This is a genomic window from Streptomyces sp. TAA040, assembly GCF_000424845.1.
On sequence record NZ_AUKR01000005.1, the window covers coordinates 368,485 to 387,583 of the forward strand.

17 protein-coding genes are annotated in these 19,099 nt (G+C 72.8%); 3 read left to right on the forward strand and 14 right to left on the reverse strand.

Annotation, left to right across the window (positions count from 1 at the left end; translation table 11 throughout):
- Window positions 1-378: 378 nt before the first annotated feature.
- The 10 genes from H300_RS0105615 to H300_RS31400 all read right to left on the reverse strand — a co-directional run bounded on the left by H300_RS0105615 (window position 379) and on the right by H300_RS31400 (window position 11,879).
- On the reverse strand, window positions 379-660 hold the full coding sequence (locus H300_RS0105615; protein WP_007382399.1) for an HU family DNA-binding protein: 282 nt from the start codon (window positions 658-660) through the stop codon (window positions 379-381).
- A 282-nt stretch (window positions 661-942) separates the two neighbouring features.
- Window positions 943-2,388 carry an NAD-dependent malic enzyme gene (locus H300_RS0105620; RefSeq protein ID WP_028426661.1) on the reverse strand — a complete coding sequence of 482 codons (1,446 nt, stop codon included), beginning with the start codon at window positions 2,386-2,388 and terminating at the stop codon, window positions 943-945.
- Window positions 2,389-2,774: 386 nt separating this feature from the next.
- The gene (locus tag H300_RS0105625; RefSeq protein ID WP_028426662.1) at window positions 2,775-5,153 is read right to left on the reverse strand and encodes a UvrD-helicase domain-containing protein; all 2,379 of its coding nucleotides are present in this window, start codon (window positions 5,151-5,153) and stop codon (window positions 2,775-2,777) included.
- A 190-nt stretch (window positions 5,154-5,343) separates the two neighbouring features.
- Window positions 5,344-6,036 (reverse strand): zf-HC2 domain-containing protein, encoded by a 693-nt coding sequence (locus H300_RS0105630; RefSeq protein ID WP_028426663.1) that lies wholly within the window; start codon window positions 6,034-6,036, stop codon window positions 5,344-5,346.
- The gene (locus H300_RS0105635) at window positions 6,033-6,617 is read right to left on the reverse strand and encodes a sigma-70 family RNA polymerase sigma factor (protein WP_078515729.1); all 585 of its coding nucleotides are present in this window, start codon (window positions 6,615-6,617) and stop codon (window positions 6,033-6,035) included. The genes H300_RS0105630 and H300_RS0105635 overlap by 4 nt, the downstream gene beginning before the upstream one ends.
- A gap of 78 nt (window positions 6,618-6,695) precedes the next feature.
- Entirely contained in the window at window positions 6,696-7,838 is a 1,143-nt protein-coding gene (locus H300_RS0105640; RefSeq protein ID WP_028426665.1) for a uroporphyrinogen-III synthase, read from the reverse strand.
- 125 nt (window positions 7,839-7,963) lie between these two features.
- The gene (locus H300_RS25105) at window positions 7,964-9,409 is read right to left on the reverse strand and encodes an MFS transporter (RefSeq protein WP_078515730.1); all 1,446 of its coding nucleotides are present in this window, start codon (window positions 9,407-9,409) and stop codon (window positions 7,964-7,966) included.
- A 134-nt stretch (window positions 9,410-9,543) separates the two neighbouring features.
- Entirely contained in the window at window positions 9,544-10,368 is an 825-nt protein-coding gene (locus H300_RS0105650; RefSeq protein WP_158678318.1) for a hypothetical protein, read from the reverse strand.
- Window positions 10,369-10,496: 128 nt separating this feature from the next.
- Window positions 10,497-11,702: a hypothetical protein gene (locus H300_RS25110; RefSeq protein WP_051269504.1), complete on the reverse strand. Its 1,206-nt coding sequence runs from the start codon at window positions 11,700-11,702 to the stop codon at window positions 10,497-10,499.
- Window positions 11,703-11,720: 18 nt separating this feature from the next.
- A complete protein-coding gene (locus H300_RS31400) occupies window positions 11,721-11,879 on the reverse strand; it encodes a hypothetical protein (protein ID WP_158678319.1) in 159 nt (52 codons plus the stop codon).
- A 170-nt stretch (window positions 11,880-12,049) separates the two neighbouring features.
- On the opposite strand from H300_RS31400, the gene H300_RS25115 reads away from it, so the two are divergent.
- Window positions 12,050-13,033 carry a helix-turn-helix domain-containing protein gene (locus H300_RS25115; RefSeq protein WP_051269506.1) on the forward strand — a complete coding sequence of 328 codons (984 nt, stop codon included), beginning with the start codon at window positions 12,050-12,052 and terminating at the stop codon, window positions 13,031-13,033.
- Between the two features lie 123 nt (window positions 13,034-13,156).
- Complete coding sequence (locus H300_RS29105) at window positions 13,157-13,921, forward strand: peptidoglycan-binding domain-containing protein (protein WP_051269508.1); 765 nt, start codon at window positions 13,157-13,159, stop codon at window positions 13,919-13,921.
- 53 nt (window positions 13,922-13,974) lie between these two features.
- Here H300_RS29105 and H300_RS25125 read toward each other — a convergent pair whose 3' ends face one another.
- From H300_RS25125 to H300_RS25130, 3 genes are read right to left on the reverse strand one after another with little or no spacing between them, the layout of a single operon-like run.
- Complete coding sequence (locus tag H300_RS25125; RefSeq protein ID WP_078515732.1) at window positions 13,975-15,249, reverse strand: acyltransferase family protein; 1,275 nt, start codon at window positions 15,247-15,249, stop codon at window positions 13,975-13,977.
- Window positions 15,246-17,438, reverse strand: a complete 2,193-nt coding sequence (locus H300_RS0105680) for a bifunctional polysaccharide deacetylase/glycosyltransferase family 2 protein (RefSeq protein WP_028426667.1) — start codon at window positions 17,436-17,438, stop codon at window positions 15,246-15,248. The genes H300_RS25125 and H300_RS0105680 overlap by 4 nt, the downstream gene beginning before the upstream one ends.
- Window positions 17,435-18,097, reverse strand: a complete 663-nt coding sequence (locus H300_RS25130) for a hypothetical protein (RefSeq protein WP_158678320.1) — start codon at window positions 18,095-18,097, stop codon at window positions 17,435-17,437. Before H300_RS25130 ends, H300_RS0105680 begins: the two co-directional genes overlap by 4 nt.
- Before the next feature lie 188 nt (window positions 18,098-18,285).
- On the opposite strand from H300_RS25130, the gene H300_RS0105690 reads away from it, so the two are divergent.
- Window positions 18,286-18,549: a hypothetical protein gene (locus tag H300_RS0105690; protein ID WP_028426668.1), complete on the forward strand. Its 264-nt coding sequence runs from the start codon at window positions 18,286-18,288 to the stop codon at window positions 18,547-18,549.
- Window positions 18,550-18,591: 42 nt separating this feature from the next.
- Here the strand turns inward: H300_RS0105690 and H300_RS0105695 are convergent.
- Window positions 18,592-19,099 (reverse strand): chitinase (locus H300_RS0105695; protein WP_028426669.1); only part of this gene is annotated, 508 nt, incomplete at its 5' end.

The window sequence follows — 19,099 nt, forward strand, 5'->3', positions numbered from 1 at the left end:
GGCCCGCTCGGTCGCACAGCAGAACCAGGCTTCGTGCAGTGCTGCACGGAGCGGCAGCAGCGTCCTCGCGGGGCTGCCGGCAGGCCTCATGGAGGGCTCACCACGACAGGGGCGGGCCCTGGAACGCCGGGGTGGCGTCCCCGTGTTCCCTCTCCTCGCCCTCACCGGCCCGGTCGCGCAGTTCCGCCGTGGTCGGCATCTCCGGGGAGATCACCGCGGGTGGGCTGCGCCGGCATCCGCCGCCCGGGACCGGTCGACGGGCCCGGCTGCCCGGCCCCGCGCCCCGCGCACAAGGCAAGGCCGCGGGGCGGCGCCCGTCCCGTGGACACCGCCCCGTCGCCCGCTGCCGGGGTGAGCTCCGGGCCCGCCCCGAACGGCTTACTTGCCCTTGGCGGCTTCCTTGAGCTTCGAGCCCGCGGAGACCTTGACGCTGTACCCGGCCGGGATCTGGATCGGGTCGCCGGTCTGCGGGTTGCGCGCGGTGCGTGCGGCACGGTGCGTGCGCTCGAAGGTCAGGAAACCCGGGATGGTGACCTTCTCGTCGCCCTTGGCGACGATCTCGCCGACGGTCTCGGCGAAGGCGGCCAGTACGGCGTCGGCGTCCTTGCGAGTCACCTCGGCGCGGTCGGCCAGAGCGGCCACAAGCTCACTGCGGTTCATAGTCTGTTACTCCCGTGTTCTTCTTGCCGATGAGGCGTGAGATCGAAGCCGATGCTGCCAGGGCCTTCGGACAGTCCCCGGACCCGGGTCTGCACTCAGACCCTCGCGCCCGAAACGCATCCTGCCCCCACCAGTGGCGGGAAAGCCAATCCGCTGCTCTGCCGAGTCGCACGAAAAGCCCCGGTGTCTCACGGAGGTGACGTTCCGTAGGGGTTGCTCCCGTTACGTCTCCCGCAACCCTAAGGGGGCCATCCGGGTAACGGGGCCCGCGACGCGCCGGTCTCAGACCGTCGTGGCAGTGCTCACACCGCCCTCGACCGGCTCCGTCTCGGCCTTGGCGGCTTCCCGGACCGCGTCCGCGACCGCTCCGGAGACCTTCTCGTTGAAGACGCTGGGGATGATGTAGTTGGCGTTCAGCTCGTCCGCGCCCACCACGTCGGCGAGGGCGCGGGCGGCGGCGAGCATCATCACGTCGTTGACGGTCCGCGACTGGGCGTCGAGCAGGCCGCGGAAGACACCGGGGAACACCAGCACGTTGTTGATCTGGTTCGGGAAGTCCGACCGGCCGGTGGCCACGACCGAGGCGGTCTGCCGGGCGACCGCCGGGTCCACCTCCGGGTCCGGATTGGCAAGCGCGAACACGATGGCGCCCTCCGCCATGGAGGACACCTCCTCGGCGCCGAGCACGTTCGGGGCCGAGACGCCGATGAAGACGTCCGCGCCGGCCACCGCGTCCCGCAGGGTGCCCGTGACGCCCTCGGGGTTGGTGTGGTCGGCGATCCAGCGGAGCGCGGAGCCCTCCTCCGCGTCGACGAGGTCCGCCCGCGCGGCGTGCACCACGCCGTGGATGTCGGCGACGACCGCGTGCTTGACCCCTGCGGCCATCAGCAGCCGGAGGATGGCGGTCCCCGCGGCTCCGGCGCCCGACATCACCACCCGCACCGTGCCGAGGTCCTTGCCGACCACCCGCAGCGCGTTGTGCAGCGCCGCGAGGACGACGATCGCGGTGCCGTGCTGGTCGTCGTGGAAGACCGGGATGTCGAGGGCCTCGCGCAGCCGGGCCTCGATCTCGAAGCAGCGCGGCGCGGAGATGTCCTCCAGGTTGATCCCGGCGAAGCCCGGCGCGATCGCCTTGACGATCTGGACGATGGCCTCGGTGTCCTGGGTGTCCAGGCACAGCGGCCAGGCGTCGATGCCCGCGAAGCGCTTGAACAGGGCGGCTTTGCCCTCCATGACCGGGAGCGCCGCCTTGGGGCCGATGTTGCCGAGGCCGAGGACCGCCGAGCCGTCGGTGACCACCGCGACGCTGTTCCGCTTGATGGTGAGCCGGCGGGCGTCCTCCGGGTTCGCCGCGATCTGGGTGCACACCCGGGCCACTCCGGGGGTGTAGATCATAGAAAGGTCGTCGCGGTTGCGAATCGGGTGCTTGGAGCTCATCTCGATCTTGCCGCCGAGATGCATCAGGAAGGTACGGTCGGAGACCTTGCCCAGCGAGACGCCCTCCAGGGCGCCGAGCGCGGTGACGATCTCGTTCGCGTGGTCGGTCGAGGAGGCGGCGACGGTGACGTCGATACGGAGCCGCTCGTGACCGGAGGCGGTGACGTCGAGACCGGTGACGTGGCCTCCGGAGGATTCCACGACCGTGGTGATCTGGCTGATCGTGCTGCCCCCCGCGGGGAGCTCCAGCCGGACGGTCATCGAGTACGAGACGCTGGGCGCCGTTGCCATGGTCGTGTTCCTCTGTTCTCCACTGAATCGCGCACGCGCGCCGTTCCCCCGAATAGTCGCACCTACCGCCTGGTACGAGGTAACCGCCCCGAGGTTTTGGAAATAAAGTTTCCGCGATGCGAGAGGGGTGCGCGCCATGCCACAGCCGCCCGCGAAGGCGGGGCCGCAGCGGCTCCCGGGGGGGGGAGAGAGAGAAAGAGAAGGGAGTATGAAGGGTGGCACCGACCCGCCAGCTCGCCTCGCGGCAAGTGGTCGCTCGAAGCGACGATGGTTGGGCCCGGGGGCATGGATCGGGCCGGTGCCACCCCCAGGCTAACAAAGACCCGCCGCATCTCACTCCCCCTGCGGCGGGTCCGTCGACCGACCGGACCCGCCCCCGGTGGCACTCACTCCCTGAGCAGGTCCGGGACCCCGTCCGCGTCCGGCAGGTCGCGTTCGGCGGAGAGCAGGGTGAGCTGCTGGGTGGCACGGGTGAGGGCCACGTACAGCACGCGCAGCCCCGCCGGGGACTCGTCGGCGATCTCGGCCGGCGAGACCACCAGCGTCGCGTCGTACTCCAGTCCCTTGGCCTCCAGACTGCCCAGCGCGACCACCCGTTCGCCGAGGTCCGCCAGCCATGCGGCGGCCTGCGCACGCCGCGCCATGGCCACGACCACCCCGACGGTGCCGTCCACCTCGGCCAGCAGGCGCCGGGCCTCGCCGCGCACCGCCGTGTCCAGCGCCCGCTCCTCGGCCACGGCGAACCGCGGCTCCAGCCCTGTCGAGCGGACCGCCCGCGGCGGCTCGGTGCCCGGCATCGCCAGCGCCAGCACCCGTGAGGCCAGCCGGGCCACCTCGGCCGGGTTGCGGTAGTTCACCGTCAGCTCGAACCGCCGGCGCGGACGGGCGCCGAGCGCCTCGTCCCTGGCCTCGGCCGCCTCCTCCTGGTCCGACCAGGAGCTCTGCGCCGGGTCGCCGACCACCGTCCAGGTCGCCTGCCGGCCGCGCCGCCCGACCATCCGCCACTGCATGGGTGTCAGGTCCTGCGCCTCGTCGACGATGACGTGCGCGTAGTCGCGGCGCTCCTCCTCGGGGCGATCGGCCCGCGCCCGGCGCCGGGTCGGGTCCCGGTCGGCGAAGGTGGTCAGCTCGTCGAGGCCGGTGAGGGCCTCCAGCGGATCGACCTCGCGCCGCCGCGGACGCGACGCGGCGCCGAGCACGGTGTGCAGTTCGTCCAGCAGCGCCACGTCGTGCACCGACAGCGGCCCGTGCCCCGTCCCGTCCAGCCGTCCCAACGACCGGGCCAGCAGCCGGACCTCACGGGGACGGAGCAGCCTGCGGGCCCAGCGGGCGAGGCGCTCCTCGTCCGCCATCGCCGCCAGTACCAGGCGCGGTGTCAGCTCGGGCCACCAGCGCGCGAGGAAGTCGAGGAAGTCGTCCTCGGCGGAGACGTCCTCGTCGAACGCCTCCCGTGCCTCCGCGGCCAGTTCCGGGCCCGGGTGGTGTCTGCGGGCACCCGACTTCTCCCACAGCGCGTCCAGCAGCAGCTTCCGGGCCCGCGGACGGAGCAGGTTGACCGGGGCCGTCCCGCTCAGCGCGCCCTCCCGGACGCCCGCCAGCTCCTCGGCACCCAGCTCCACCCGCGTCCCGAACGCCAGCACCCGCAGCCGCTCGCCATCGGACGGGCCGTCCGACCGGGGCGGACCGGCGGCCACGGTCTCCAGCGTGCCGCGGGCGGCACGGCGCAGGACCTTCGCCATCCGCACCGAGCCCTTGACGCGGGCCACCGGCTGCGGGTCGAAGACTGCCGTGCCCGGCCCCGCGCCCAGGTCGGTGGCCTCGGCTCCGTCCACCAGCGAGCCCAGGGCGCGGATGACGACCTGGCCCTCCTCCCCCAGCGAGGGCAGCACGCCCTCGGTGTACGAGACGAGCAGCGGGGTCGGGCTGACGATCAGGATGCCCCCCGCGTAGCGCCGCCGGTCCCGGTAGAGCAGGTACGCGGCCCGGTGCAGGGCCACCGCCGTCTTCCCCGTGCCGGGGCCGCCGGCCACCTCCGTGACCGAGCCGGCCGGGGCCCTGATGACCAGGTCCTGCTCCGCCTGGATTGAGGAGACGATGTCCCGCATGGTGTGGCTGCGCGCCCGGCCGAGGGCGGCCATCAGCGCGCCGTCGCCGACCGCCGGCAGCTCCTCGCCGCCCAGTGTCGCCTTGAGTTCGGGCCGCAGGAGGTCGTCCTCGACACCGAGCACCCGGCGCCCCCGGGAGCGGATCACCCGGCGGCGGACCACCCGGCCGGGGTCGACCGGGGTGGAGCGGTAGAACGGCGCGGCGGCCGGGGCCCGCCAGTCGATGACCAGCGGGGTGTACTCGGAGTCGAGCACCCCGATCCGGCCGATGTGCAGCGTCTCGGCGACCTCCGCGGAGCCGTCCCCGGACACCGTGCCGTCGGCCGGCTCCACCGAGGTGTACGCACCGTCCGGCCCCCGCACTCCGTCCTTGCCCGCGAGGAGGTCGATCCGCCCGAAGAGGAAGTCCTCGAACTCGTTGTTGAGCCGGTTGAGGTGCATCCCGGCCTGGAACACCTGGGCGTCCCGTTCGGCCAGCGCCCCGGGGGTGCCCACCTGGGCGCGCCGGGACGCGTCGTCCATCAGGAACTCCGCCTCGTCGATCTTCTCCTCGAGACGGCGGTACACCGCGTCCAGATGAGCCTGCTCGCGACGGACCTCCCGGTCCCGCACGCCTGTGTCCTGCGTCTCCACGCGAGGGCCCCCTTCTGCTGTACTCAGGGCAGCCGTCAACCGTACGCGAACGGAGGGCGAAAGGACACGCGGACGCGAGGACGGCACGTCACTCGTGGCGGACGGGGCGGCGGGTGCGGCGCACGGGTGGGGACGACGGCCGGGACCGGGAGGAGCGTGGGGGCCGCCCTGGACGGGCGGGACCCTCCCGAGGGCCGGGAGGACGGGTGCCGCGGACTCAGGTCTTCACCGTCACCAGGTGCTCGCCGTCCAGGGTGCGGACCTCGAAGCGGTCGATCTCCTCCCGCTGGTAGGCGGCACCGCCGTGGTAGTAGCGCGGCTCCTCCCAGCCGTAGCCCTCCCCGGGCACCGACCAGGTGGTGACGGTCTGCTCGGTTCCGTCCTTGCCCACCGCCACCAGGTCGCACACCCGGGGGCCGGAGACGTTGGCCAGCTTCACCGCGACCTCGGTGCCCCACTCCTTGTCGTTGAGCGAGACGGTGGCGTCGATCTCGGTCTCCGGATCGACACCCTTGATCTTCTCGCCCTCGGAGAACATCGCCTGGACGGAGCTGTCGACGTTCCCGGAGGAGTCGTCGGAGAGAAGCGCCGCGCCGGCCGGGGGCCCGACCAGGATCAGGGCCGCCGCGACGGCGACCACGTACAGCCTGCGGCGCCGGCCCTGCCTGCGGTGGCTGGCGACCTCGCCCATCAGGTTGTCCATCAGCCGTCGGCTGGGACGCGGGGTGAGCGAGGGAATGTCCGGTGCGGTATAGCTGTACTCGGCCAGCAGCGGGCCGAGGCCCATCAGCTCCTCCAGCTCGAACGCGCAGCTCCGGCAGGCGGCGAGATGCTCCTCGAAGCGGGCCGCGTCGGCGGCGTCGAGCGCCCCGATCGCGTAGGCGCCGACGTCGGTGTGCTGCGACGTCATGCCGTGACTCCTCTTTCCTCGAGCGAGAGCTTCATGGAGCGCAGGGCGTAGAACACCCTCGACCGCACCGTACCCGCAGGCACCTGGAGTACCGCTGCCGCCTCGTTCACCGTTCGCCCCTTGAAGTATGTCTCCACGAGCGCCTCGCGGTGCGCGTCCGTCAGGTCCCCCAGCGCTTCGGAGATGGTCATCAGGCGCAGGGCCCGGTCGATCTCGTCGGCTGCCGGTATGGACTCCAGCGGCGCCGCGTCGACTTCCTGCGGACGCGCCTGGCGGCTGCGGTGCCCGTCGATGACGATCCGACGGGCCACGGTCACCAGCCACGGCCGGATCGACCCGGTAGCCCGCTGGAGTTGCTCCGCGTTGCGCCAGGCGCGCAGCAGAGTCTCCTGCACCACGTCCTCGGCCCGGTGGCGGTCCCCGCCCACCAGCCTGAGGACGAATCCGAGCAGGGGCCCGGCGTGCTCGTCGTAGAGAGCTTTCATGAGGACATCGTCCTGGGACGTTCTGTCGGCCACGACGGCATCCTCACTCACACGTGCCCCCCGGTCGAGAAGTGCAGGCTTTCTTGTCACTCTCATACGGAGTTCTGCGCGCGGGTGTTCAGCGGGGCCGGGAATCCGCCCCGCCCAACGCGCCGGAGGGCCCCGGCTGCTCGCTCAACCAGCTGCGTGATCGGTGTACTTGGTGTCGGCCGAGGGGTCGAGGGCGAGCCGGTAGCCCCGTTTGACCACGGTCTGCACAAGCTTGGGCGCCCCCAGCGCTCCGCGCAGCCGGGCCATCGCCGTCTCGACCGCGTGCTCGTCGGTCCCGCTCCCGGGCAGCACCCGGAGCAGCTCCGCGCGCGGCACCACCCAGCCGGGGCGGCGGGCCAGGCAGCGCAGCAGCGCCATCCCGGCGGGCGGCACCGCCCGCAGTTCGCCGTCCACCACCGCGGCGTGGCCGCGGATCTCCACCCGGTGCCCGGCGACCGGCAACGGCTTCACACGCGCGGGCAGTTCGCGGCACAGCAGCTGGACGAGCGGTCCCAGCCGGAAACGCTCGGGCTGCACGGTGGGGACCTCGTGGGCGCCGAGGGGCAACGCGGTCACCGGTCCCACACAGACCGCCGGCACGTCGCGGCGCAGGGCGTCGAGCAGTCCGTCCAACAACCCTCGCTCCTCGGCACGCCGCAGCAGCGAGGCGGCGGCGGGCGCGCTGGTGAAGGTCACCGCGTCCAACCCCCGGGCGACCACCGCGTCGAGCAGCCGGTCGACGGGGGCGAGGTCCAGCGGCGGCAGCCAGCGGTACACCGGGACGGACACCAGCTCGGCCCCGGCCGCGCGCAGCGACTCGCTGAACCCCGGCAGTGGTTCGCCGTGCAGCTGCACGGCGATGCGGCGTCCCTCCACCCCCTGCTCCAGCAGGCGGTCCAGTACCTCGGCCATCGACTCGGACACCGGCGACCACTGCTCGGTGAGCCCGGCGGCCCGGATGGCGCCCTTGACCTTCGGGCCGCGCGCCAGCAGCTCCACGGTGCCCAGGCGGGCGAGCAGCGCCTCGCCGAGCCCCCAGCCCTCGGCAGCCTCCACCCAGCCGCGGAAGCCGATGGCGGTGGTCGCGATGACGGTGTCGGGGGCGTGGGCGACGAGCTGCTCGGTGGCGGCCATCAGTTCCCGGTCGTCGGAGAGCGGGACGATGCGCAGTGCGGGGGCGTGCTGCACCTCCGCACCGCGACGCCGGAGCAGCGCCCCGAGTTCCTCCGCCCGTCGGGCGGCGGTGACGCCGATGGTGAAGCCGTCCAGCGGTTTGAGTTCCTGCATGTGTGTGGCCCTCGTCCTGCGGTCTGTCCCGGGCAGTGCACCGAGCCTGCCGCCGAAGGGTGACAGGCCCGGTTCACCGGGGTTTCCCGGGTGTTACGGGAGGCGGGTCGGCCCGCCTGTACGGCTCACACCCCGATGTACTTCGGGCGGGCGGCCGGCGCACGGCTCCCGGCCTCCGCGCCCGCGCCCCCGGCGGAGAAGGCCGGGTCGCCGGCATCCTCCGCGCCCGCGGCGGCGGGGCTCCCCTCCCCCGTCCCCGGGACGCGCCGCAGGTATACGGTCCAGGTCACCACGGCGCAGAGGAGGTACCACACCAGGAAGGCGGCGAAGGCGCCCGTGCCGGACCCGGAGGTCTGGAAGGACTGCCGGAAGGCCAGGTTGATGGCGAGCCCGCCGAGCGCGCCGACCGCGCCGATCAGCCCGATCGCGGCACCGGACAGCCGTCGGGCGTGGCTCGACGCCTCCTCCGTCGAGAGCCCCAGCGTACGGGCCTTCGCGTGGAAGATGCCCGGGATCATCTTGTAGGTGGAGCCGTTGCCGAGGCCGGTGAGGACGAACAGGGCGACGAAACCGACCAGGAAGACCGGCAGCGACGCGCGCAGTGAGGCGGCGACCACCACGGCGGTGGCGACGGCCATGCCGAGGAAGTTCCACAGCGTGATCCGGCCGCCGCCCCAGCGGTCGGCGAACCGGCCGCCGAGCGGCCGGACCAGGGAGCCCAGCAGCGGGCCGAGGAAGGTCAGCGAGGCCGCCTGGAGCGGGGTCCGGTCGAACTGGTTCTGCAGGACCAGGCCGAACGCGAAGCTGTAGCCGATGAAGGAGCCGAAGGTGCCGACATAGAGGAACGACATGATCCAGGTGTGCGGGTCGCGTGCCGCCTCCCGCGCCGCACCGGTGTCGTTGCGCACCGGGGCGAGGTTGTCCATCCAGCGCCAGGCGCAGAAGGCCGCCAGCACGATCAGCGGCAGGTAGACCGCCAGCAGAACCCGCGGCGATACCGCCCCCGCGGTGGCGATCACCGCCAGGGCGGCCAGCTGGATCACCGGCACTCCGATGTTGCCTCCCCCGGCGTTCAGCCCCAGCGCCCAGCCCTTGCTGCGCAGCGGGAAGAAGGCGTTGATGTTCGTCATCGAGGACGCGAAGTTGCCGCCGCCGATGCCGGTCAGCAGCGCGACCGTCATGAAGGTGCTGTACGAGGTGCCGGGCTCCATCACGGCGAACGCCGCCAGGGTCGGCACCAGGAGCAGCAGCGCCGTGAACGCCGTCCAGTTCCGGCCGCCGAACCGGGCCACCGCGAACGTGTAGGGCACCCGGATGCAGGCGCCGACCAGGGTGGCCATCGCGACGAGGAAGAACTTCCCCGCCGGGTCCACCCCGTACTCCGGGCCCATGAAGAGCACCAGGACCGACCACAGCGTCCAGATCGAGAAGCCGATGTGCTCGGAAAGGATGGACAGCAGCAGGTTGCGCCGGGCGACGCGCTCCCCGCCCTGCCGCCAGAAGGTCTCGTCCTCGGGGTCCCATCGCTGGATCCAGCGGCCTGTGCCGCGCGTGATGACCGGTGCTGTCATGGCGCCTCCCTGAGGTCCGGCCCGCGGAGCCGGCGGGACGGCCCTCGGCCTTTTCGGGTTGTCGGTCCCGAAGGTAGGGAGCGCGCGTTTCCGGGCTGTGCCCCGACGTGACGTCGGCGCAACCTTGCTCTCACCTAGCCGGTGACGGCGCGGTGAGCCGGCTGGGGCAGGTCCAGCGCGGCGGCCACCGACAGGGCGTGCAGGCGGCTGCTCCCGGATGGGCAGGGCCGGGCGCCGAGGAGCGCGGGTCCCCGCGGCGTCGCGGCGACCGTGCTGAGGGAGGAGCCCATCCGGTAGTCGGCGGCGTCCAGGACGTCCCCGACCAGCCGGCACATCCCCGCGACGGTCCGCACGTCGAGGCCGTGCGGCACGGGCGGGTCGGGGTCCTCCGCACCGCCGTCCGCCGATGGGGCGGCATCGGCCGGGAGTAGCGAGAGGACGGTGTGCGCACCGGCGAAGGAGTGGGTCGCCAGCCGGTAGCGGGGGCCGGGCAGGTACTCCTCGACGACCAGGTCCGCCCGGTCGGCGAGCAGCCGGGCCACCGCGGGGAGGGCGCCCGGGTCCGGAAGGTGGTGGACCCCTGCGCGACCGGGTCCGCGCGGTTTGACCACGCACGGGAAGCCGATCGTCCGGGCCGCCTTGGCCAGCGCGGTCGCGGTGCAGATCTCGTAGCGCACCGGGCGGTCGGCGAAGGCGTTGGCCCGGTCGCGCAGTGCGGCGGGGTCGGCGAGCGCGGCGACCGCGGGCGGCGTGTTCCCGGGCAGCCGCAGCATCGCGTTGGCCCAGGCGGCGGAGAGCGCACCGGCCTCGTCGAAGCCGAAGACGGCCACTCGTCCGCGGCCGGCGAATCCGCCCAGCGCGGCGGTCAGCCGCCGCCGGTCGGACCAGTCCACCACGACCGCGCCGTCGGCGGCGGCGACGGTGCGGCTCATGCCTGGCGCCGCGAGGTCGGGGCCCACCACGAGAGTGTGGGCCCCGACCCCGCGGGCCGCCCGTACCGTCTGCAGGCGGGGGCTGAGCAGAACGGCAGTGGGCGTGGGGGGGGGCGGTGTGGGGGGTGGTGTGGGGGGTGGTGTGGGGGGTGGTCTCACGTGGCCGGCTCCGGAGCGCCCCGGACCAGGCACTCCCCGAGCCAGCCCTCGCATGCGTGCAGTCGGTCCATGAGCTGGCTGGAATCGTCGCCGGCGACTACCGTCCAGCACAGGTGGGAGGCACTGTGCACCGGACCTGCGCTGTGGTCACCGGGTACCGCGGTCTGCGCGTGCGCCCTGACCCAGTCGAACGGCGGCCGGTCCGGCACCGTCGTGACGGGACCCGGCCGGGGCGTGAGGGCGATGTCGCCGTGCACCGCCCGCGGCACCTCGACGGGCTCGGCCCGCAACGGAAGGCCGGTGGACAGCCGGAACCAGGTCTCCTGCGGGTCGATGCCCCAGGTGCGGCGGATGAGCTGCGGAATGCGGGCTCCGCCGACCCGCGAGGCGATCTCGCAGAGCAACAGGCGATCATCAAGAGTGTGGAAGACCTCCAGGTGGTAGGCGCCGACCTCGGGCGTCGGCAGAACTTTCAGCAGCGCGTCGAAGAAGTCGGCGAGACGCGCCGCCATGGGCTCGTGCGGGTGGAGCAGAGCCGACCCGTTGTTGGCCCCGGACAGGACCTCCAGGCAGCCGGTGTAGTAGCGGCCCGTCGAGACGAACCTGAAGTCGGGTGCGAGGACCGCGTCGAGGTGGTAGACCTCACCCCGGACGAACTCCTCCACCATCAGGTCGGGCCGCCACTCCCGGCTGCTGAAGGCCAGCAGGTCGGCCTCACAGCGCAGGACCGCGACATCCCGGGCGCCGCCCTGACTCACGGGCTTGACGACCACCGGGAAATCCCGTGCTCCGAGGAACTCCAGCAGATCGGTGAAACGGTGCAACCGGGCGTAGGCGGGCACCGGCACGCCCGACGCGGCCCGGTCCTTCATCAGGACCTTGTCGCGGAAGACCCGGGCACCCGCCTCGCTCTGGCCGGGCACGGCCAGCGCATCCCGGAGACGTCCGGCCCGCTCCAGGTCGTACTCGTATCCGGTGAGTACGTGGGTGAAGGAGGCCGGCTTCTCCCGCCTGGTCGCCATTCGCAGCGCGGCCAGTTCCGGGTACGGCACCGACCCGCAGCCGGCCACCAGCTCGTAATGCCCGTAGCGTTCCGGGGCCGGCAACGGATTCGCGGTGAACACCACCATTTCGGAAGCGAGTTCAGGGAGCATCTCCGCGAAGTCGCTGCCGGGTCCGCCGTTGATGACGAGCGTGTTCATGGTGGGTTCTCCGGGAGATCAGTCCCAGATACTCCCGTCCGTCGCCGACGGGGCGGAGACGGCCGGGCTGTCCCAAATACTGCCGGCCTCCCTGTCCGCGGCGGCGCTCGCCGCAGCGGACAGCGGAACGACCAGCGCGAAGAGCGCACCGGCGACAACAGCGAAGATCTTCTTCATGGCGTTTCTCTTCCACGTCCAATCGGGGATGCCGAACTACCGCACTGCTATTCGATGATCCGGAGCAATCAGCCGGGAGCCAAGACCTGCACCCTGGCGAGATGTCGCCTGGCAGGTTGTCGCCCGATCGGCGGAGACCGTCGAGAATGCCGTCGAGGAAGGTGAGGACCGTGCAGGAGTTCGGCGAGATCGACGCCGTCGCCACCCGGGTCTACCGGCTGCGTGTGCTGCACGCCACGGAGACGGCGGAGCAACTCGGCGTCCGTGCGGAACTGGCCGCCGACGAGGTGCGGGACGCGGAGGCCCGGCTGGTGGCCCTCGGCCTGCTCCAGCCGTCCCCGGCCGGCGGCTGGGCGGCCGTCAGCCCGGAGACGGCCGCGGCGGCGCTGCTCGCCCCGGCCCAGGAGGAGGTGCTCCAGCGGCAGACGGCGATCGCCACCGCCAGGGCGAGGCTGCACGCCCTCACCGGCGACTACCTGGAGGCCAGGAGCCTGCACTCCGCGCAGAGCAGCGTCGAGGTGGTGGAGGGCATCGACCGGATCCGGTGGGTCATCGACGACCTGGCCCGCACCTGCACCAGCTCGCTGGACTCCATGGTGCCCGGCGGCGGCCAGAGCGAGGAGGCCATCCGGTCGGCAACGCCGCTGGACCTGGAGAAGCTGCGCCGGGGCATCCGGGTGCGCACGCTGTTCCAGCACAGCGCCCGTACGCACCGTCCGACCGCCGAGTACGCCGCGACCCTCGGCGCCGCCGGTGCCGAGGTGCGCAGCAGCGGGGTCCTGCCGTCCCGGGTTCTGATCTACGACATGTCAGCGGCCGTGATCCCGCTGGACCCGGAGCACACCGCGGCGGGCGCGGTGCTGATCAGGGACGCCGCGGTGCTGAGCTTCCTGAACCGGTTGTTCGAGCACCACTGGGAGCGCGGACTGACCTTCGCCGCCCCCGATCAGGAACCGGGCATCGAGCCGAACGAGTTGGAGCGCGACGTGCTGCTCCTGATGGCCGACGGGAAGAAAAACGAGGTGATCGCCCACCAGTTGGGCATCTCGCCACGCTCGGTCAGCCGGATCGTCGCCCAGTTGATGGACCGGTTGGGGGCGACCAGCCGCTTCCAGGCCGGCGTGCGGGCGGCCATGAACGGCTGGCTCTCCTGAAGCGGTTGTGCCGGCCCCACTGCAGACGGGCCGGGCGGCGGGGCACCCGCCCGGTGGGGTCTGAGCGCCCGGCCGTTCCGGTGCGTACCTCTTCCGACGGACCCCGTGGAAGGAGGCCGAGTGATGTCATCCGGGCCGCAGTCCGGCTGGTGGGCGGACGATCTTCATCTGTTCCGCCCGGACGGGGGCGCACCGGGGCCCGTCCCGCCGCCGGAGGACCCCACCCGGCTGATGGAGGCCCCGCTGCTGCCGCCCGGGCGGCTGGTGGACGAGGACCCGGTCGGCGGTTCGGTCGAGTGGCGGGACGACCGCCGCCCCTTCCGGGTGCTGCGTGGGCTGGCCATGGCGACGGCGACCGGGGCGGCCGGCTTCGCGCTGGCCTTCGTGCTCCAGACGACCGGGGCGATCGCTCCGGTCTCGGAGTGGGGCCTGCCGGAGGGCCCCCCGCAGGCGGGCCCGACCGGGCCCGAGCCCTCGCCTGCCCCCTCGTCACCGGCGGAGCCCGGTGCGCCGCCTTCCGGACCCGCCGCACCGGCCCCTGACCCGCCCCTGCCGCCGGCGGACCCGGCGCCTCCGGCCGCCCCCGCGCCGCAGACGCCCCCCGCCGGACAGCCGCTCCGACTCGGCGACAGCGGACCGGAGGTCGCGGACATCCAGACCCGCCTGAGCGGTCTGCCCGAGGTGTACCCACAGCGCCGGGTGGACGGCACCTTCGACGACGACCTGGCCCGCGCCGTCGCCCGCTACCAGGCGTTGTTCGGTGTCACCGGGGACGTGGCAGGCTCCTACGGCGACGAGACGCGCCGCGACCTGGAGGCGCGGACCGGCGGCGGGGCGGCGGACGCCGGGCTGCCACCCGGCCGCACGTCCTCCCCTCGCCCCGCCTGACCGGGGCGGCGGGACGGACGCCCCCGGACGCACCGGGCCGGGGGCGGCGGTCATCACCCCCGGCGCGCCGCACGCCCACGCGGTTGCGGTTGCGAGCGGCGCCCGGTGGGCCACAGCCGCGGCCGGCGTTTCGCGGAGACGTCCTCCGCCCATCCGACGGCCAGGATCAACACCCCGATCAGGGGCCAGATCAGGACGAACATCAGCACCGGGTAGAGGGCGGTGAGCAGGTCGGCGTGGGCGGGCCAGACTCCGGGGATGCTCCAGAGCGGGTCGAGCAGCGAAATGGACGCGATGAGCGCGATCTCGTGCCACAGGTACAGCGTCACCGCCCGGTTGTTCGCCAGCGTGATCGGCTTGTCCCAGCGCGCCAGCCATCCCGGCAGCCGCTCCCAGGACGGACTGATCCGCAGCAGCAGCACGCAGAACCCGAAGGACCAGAACGCCTGGGCCAGCGGGATGTCATTGAGGTCGAGTCCGTCGGCCCCCGGGTGCCCGAACGCCCACCACAGTCCGAAGCCCATGAAGAACGGGGCGAGCGAGGGCGCGATGTAGGCCGGGATGCGACGCAGCAGCCCGTCGTGGTGGGCGAAGCCCAGCACCCAGCAGGCGCCGAAGGTCGCGAAGTCGGTGACCGCACTGCCAGTCTGGCCGGGGATCTCCACGAGACCGGCGCCGAACACCCCCGTCAGGCCGAGCGGCGCCAGCAGCGTCGCCCACGGCATCCGGCGGAAGGCCTTCAGCAGCAGCGGCGAGAGCAGCACGAACCAGAAGTACGCCCGCAGGTACCACAGCGGGGCGGCGGCCTGCACGGCCCAGGATTCGTCCAGCAGACCGCTCTCCGAGCCGATGTGCCAGGGGAAGGGCGGGCTGCCCACCGGCACCACCCAGCACACCAGCCGGAGCCAGAACCAGCCCTCCTCGCCCTTGGCCGGGCCCCAGCCCTGGGCGAAGAGCAGCCCGAGTACGAGGACGCCGTACAGCCACAGCGGCAACAGCAGCCGCCGGACCCGGCTGCGCAGCACGCCGAGCGCCGGGCGCTGGAGCGAACGGGCCATCAGCGAGCCCGCGAGCGCGAACATCACGCCCATCGAGGGGAAGAGGAAGGTCAGCCAGGCCCAGCCGAAGGTGTGGTAGAGCACGACCCGCAGCAATGCCAGTGCACGCAGCAGGTCCAGGTAGCGGTCCCGCACCGGGCCCGCGGGCCGGGCGGCGGCCTGCGGCGGCGCCCCGCCCGCAGGGTCGGCGGCCGGGGCGGCCGGGTCCATGGGATCCGCGGGGTGCGGGAGGCGGTCGGAGCCGGCCGTGCCGGCGGGGTTGGCGGTCATCCGACGGGCCTCTTGTCGCGGTGCACGGACGATGGAGCGGCGTTCCCGGCGCGCGGCGGCGCGGACTCGACCGCGCCGGTGCGGCGCAGCTTCTGCCAGCGCAGCCGGCCGCCGGTGAGCGCGGTGATCCACGACTGGAGCAGCACCACGTACATCAGCTGGCGGTAGAGAATCTGCTGAAGCGGCAGCGAGAGGAGGTGGACCATCCGCTCGCGGTCCAGGCGGAAGGCATACGCCGCGCAGGCTCCCTGGATCGCCAGGACGGCCGCCCAGGCAGCGACCGTTTTGCCGGTCGGGCCGAAGATGATCCCGTAGAGCAGGAAGACGTCGATCAGCGGCGCCAGCAGCGGCGCGACGACCATGAACAGCGACACCAGCGGTAGCCCGACCCGTCCGAACCGGCCGGAGGGGCCACGTTCGAGCAGCGCGGCGCGGTGCTTCCAGATGGCCTGCATGGTGCCGTAGCTCCAGCGGTAGCGCTGGGACCACAACTGCTGCACGGACTCCGGCGCCTCGGTCCACGCCCGGGCCTTCTCCGCGTACACGACGTGCCAGCCGTCGCGGTGCATGGCCATGGTGATGTCGGTGTCCTCGGCGAGGGTGTCCTCGCTCATGCCGCCGACGCGTTCCAGCGCCTCACGGCGGAAGGCCCCGACGGCGCCGGGGATGGTGGGCATGCAGCGCAGCACGTCGTAGAGCCGGCGGTCGAGGTTGAAGCCCATCACGTACTCGATGTGCTGCCAGGCCCCGATCAGCTTGTCGCGGTTGCCGACCTTGGCGTTTCCCGCCACGGCCCCGACCCGGGGATCGCCGAACGGCTGGACGAGTTCCCGGACGGTGGACGGTTCGAAGACCGTGTCGCCGTCCATCATCACGACCAGATCGTGCGAGGCGTGCGCGATCCCGTTGTTGAGCGCCGCGGGCTTGCCTGCGTTCACCTGCCGCACCACCCGCACCCCGGGCAGCCGCAGGTCCTCGACGATCTCGGCCGTCCCGTCCGAGGAGCCGTCGTCGACGACGACGACCTCGATCGGATGGTCGCCGGCCATCAGCGAGCGGACCGTGTTGGCGATGCACTTGGCCTCGTTGTAGGCCGGCACCAGCACGGTGGCCGGTTCGGTGACCGGCTCGCCCCAGCGGAACCCCGGCCGGCGCACCCGGCGGGCGTGCACGAAGGAGAGCACCAGCATCAGGCCGAACCGGGCGAACACCAGCGAGCCGACCACCGCCAGAGCCACCGTCAGCACGGACATCGCGCGCTCGGAGACCCCGACCGCGCCGACGAACGCCTTGCCCTTCCACAGGTCGAACCCGCTGACCGGTGTGTGGGCGCTGGGCGCGTCCAGCGCCTCGGTCAGGTTGCTGAAGCGGTAGCCCTCGCTCTTGAGCTGCGGCAGCAGCCGGTCCAGTGCGGCCACTGTCTGGGAGCGGTCGCCGCCGGAATCGTGCATCAGGACGACCGCGCCGTCTCCCGGCTTCTTCGGGGTGGCGCGCTCCACGATCGCGTCGACGCCGGGCCTGGCCCAGTCCTTGCTGTCGGTGTCGTTGAAGGCGCTGATGTACCCGAGGCTGCCGATGTACTCGGTCACCGGCCAGGAGGCGTTGTCCAGCGCGTCGGAGTGCGAGGAGTAGGGCGGCCGGAACAGGGAGGTGCGGACACCGGCGCTGCCCGCCAGCGCGAGCTGGTTCTGCGCGAGCTCCCAGTCGATGCGGGCCTTCGACTGGAGCGAGAGGTCGGGGTGGTTGAAGGTGTGCAGACCGACCTCGTGCCCCTCGTCGATCATCCGGCGCACCAGGTCGGGGTGGCGGGAGGCCATGGTGCCGGTGACGAAGAAGACCGCGTGCGCGTCGTACCGCGCGAGCCGGTCGAGCACCTTCGGGCTCCACTCGGGGTCGGGGCCGTCGTCGAAGGTCAGCACGATGGTGTCGTCGGGGATCTCGTACGACAGCGGGTCGGGGCCCCGGGCGTCGACGACCGGGCCCCCTTCGAGCACCTTTTGCGGCACCTGGTCCTGGGCGACCGGAGGGCTCACCCGGTGGTCGGCGAGGAACTCGCTGTGCACGTAGCCGCGCAGCAGCAGCATGGTCACGACGGCGAGGAGCAGCAGGGCGGGCAGCAGGTAGCGCAGGGGGAGCCGCTGGCGCGGCCGGCGGCGGGCCCGGCTGTGTTTGCGGGTGGCAGGACTCACGGGCTGTCCCCACTGCTGTTCGCCTGGCCGGTCTCTTCCCCGGGGTCAGGCTCCTCCGAGGGCTCCTCCGGGCTCGGCTCCCCGTCCGGGTCGCCGGTCCCCTCACCCGTGCCGTCGTCCGGCTCCTCGCCGGTGTCGCCGCCACCGCCGCCGGCACCTTCGCCACCGCCGTTGCCCGTCCCCGTGCTCGGGGACGCGTCCGGGGACTCCTCGGCGCCGCCCGTCGTGCCGTCCTGCTCGGCTCCCCCAGGGGCCGCAGGGGCTTCCGCCTGCCGCCCCTCCGGGTCGGAGCCCGGGTCGACGGGCAGCACGGACGGGTTCGCCACCGGCGTGGAGTCCATCGTCCCCGTCGGGGGGCTGCTCACCGTCCCGGACGGTTCCGGTTCCGGTTCGACGGTGACCCGCTCGGCCTTCGGGCCCTCCTGTCCGGTGATCGGCAGCCAGGGAGCGGTCGAGTTGCCGCCTGCCAGGCTGACCACGAGCACCACCGCATAGCAGGCGCAGGCCAGGCCCAGCAGCCAGCCGAAACGGCGCAGCGTCCGGCGGCGGCGGCCGCTCCCGTCCACGAAGACGGGTCCGTCGGATATCTCTGACCTGCCGGAGGAATCGGGCGTGTCCGCCTGACCGCCGCTCGCTCCGGCCTCGTCGCTTCTACTCACGTCTTGCACTCGCCCCCGGGCTCACAGTGTTTCCACTCTCCAGACACAACACCCCTGGACAAGGTTGCACAACATGGTAATGAAAACAGATGACACTTTGGTATCGGTGGGTGTCAGCCGTTCGTCCTGCACACGCCCCGCAGGAGCCGACCCGGCCGACTACCGGGCGTCCGCGCCCGGTCACCGGAATGACCCTGGTGCAGCGACTGCCACCGCCACCCCGGCTGAACCAGAGCACGGCCTGGGCGGTCACCGCCCTGCTGACCGGTATCTCGGTCGGCGCGGCGGCCTGCGGGCAGGCGGCGGAACGGCGGGGCGGGGCCGGGTACGCCGCTCCGGCCACGGCGGCGGTGCTCGCGGCGGCGACCGCGGCGGTGGTGCACAGGCCCTCCGGCTCTCGCGGACGGTCGGGGCGAGGGCTCCGGACGTGGAGCTGGGCGCGGCCGTCGTGACGGCCGCGCCCACCGGCCCGCACCGCGGCGGGCCCTGTGTGCTCAGCAGCTCAGGTTGCCGCCCGGGGTGGTGCCCAGGACCTGCACGAAGTGCTGGTAGGTGTCGATCCGGCTCTGCACCTGGCCGGGGTTGCCGCCGTTGCACTCCAGCGAGCCGTTGATGGCGCGGATGGTCTCACCGAAGCCGTGGCCGTTCACCATCGCGCTGTGCGGGGTCATGGTGCCCGGGCCGCTCTGGGTGTTCCAGTACCAGAGCGCCGTCTTCATCGCGACGGCCGGGTCGTTCTCCACCAGCCAGGGGTTGTTGAGCAGGTCGATGCCCAGCGCGTCACCGGCCGCCTTGTAGTTGAAGTTCCAGCTCAACTGGACCGGGCCGCGACCGTAGTACGCGGCCTGACCGGCAGGGCAGCCGTAGGACTGGCCGGTGTCGCAGTAGTGGGGGTAGTTGCTGGTGTCCTGCTCCACGATGTGCACCAGGCCGCCGGTCTCGTGGCTGGCGTTGGCGAGGAAGGCCGCGGCCTCCCGGCGCTTCGTGGTCTCGTCACCGGTG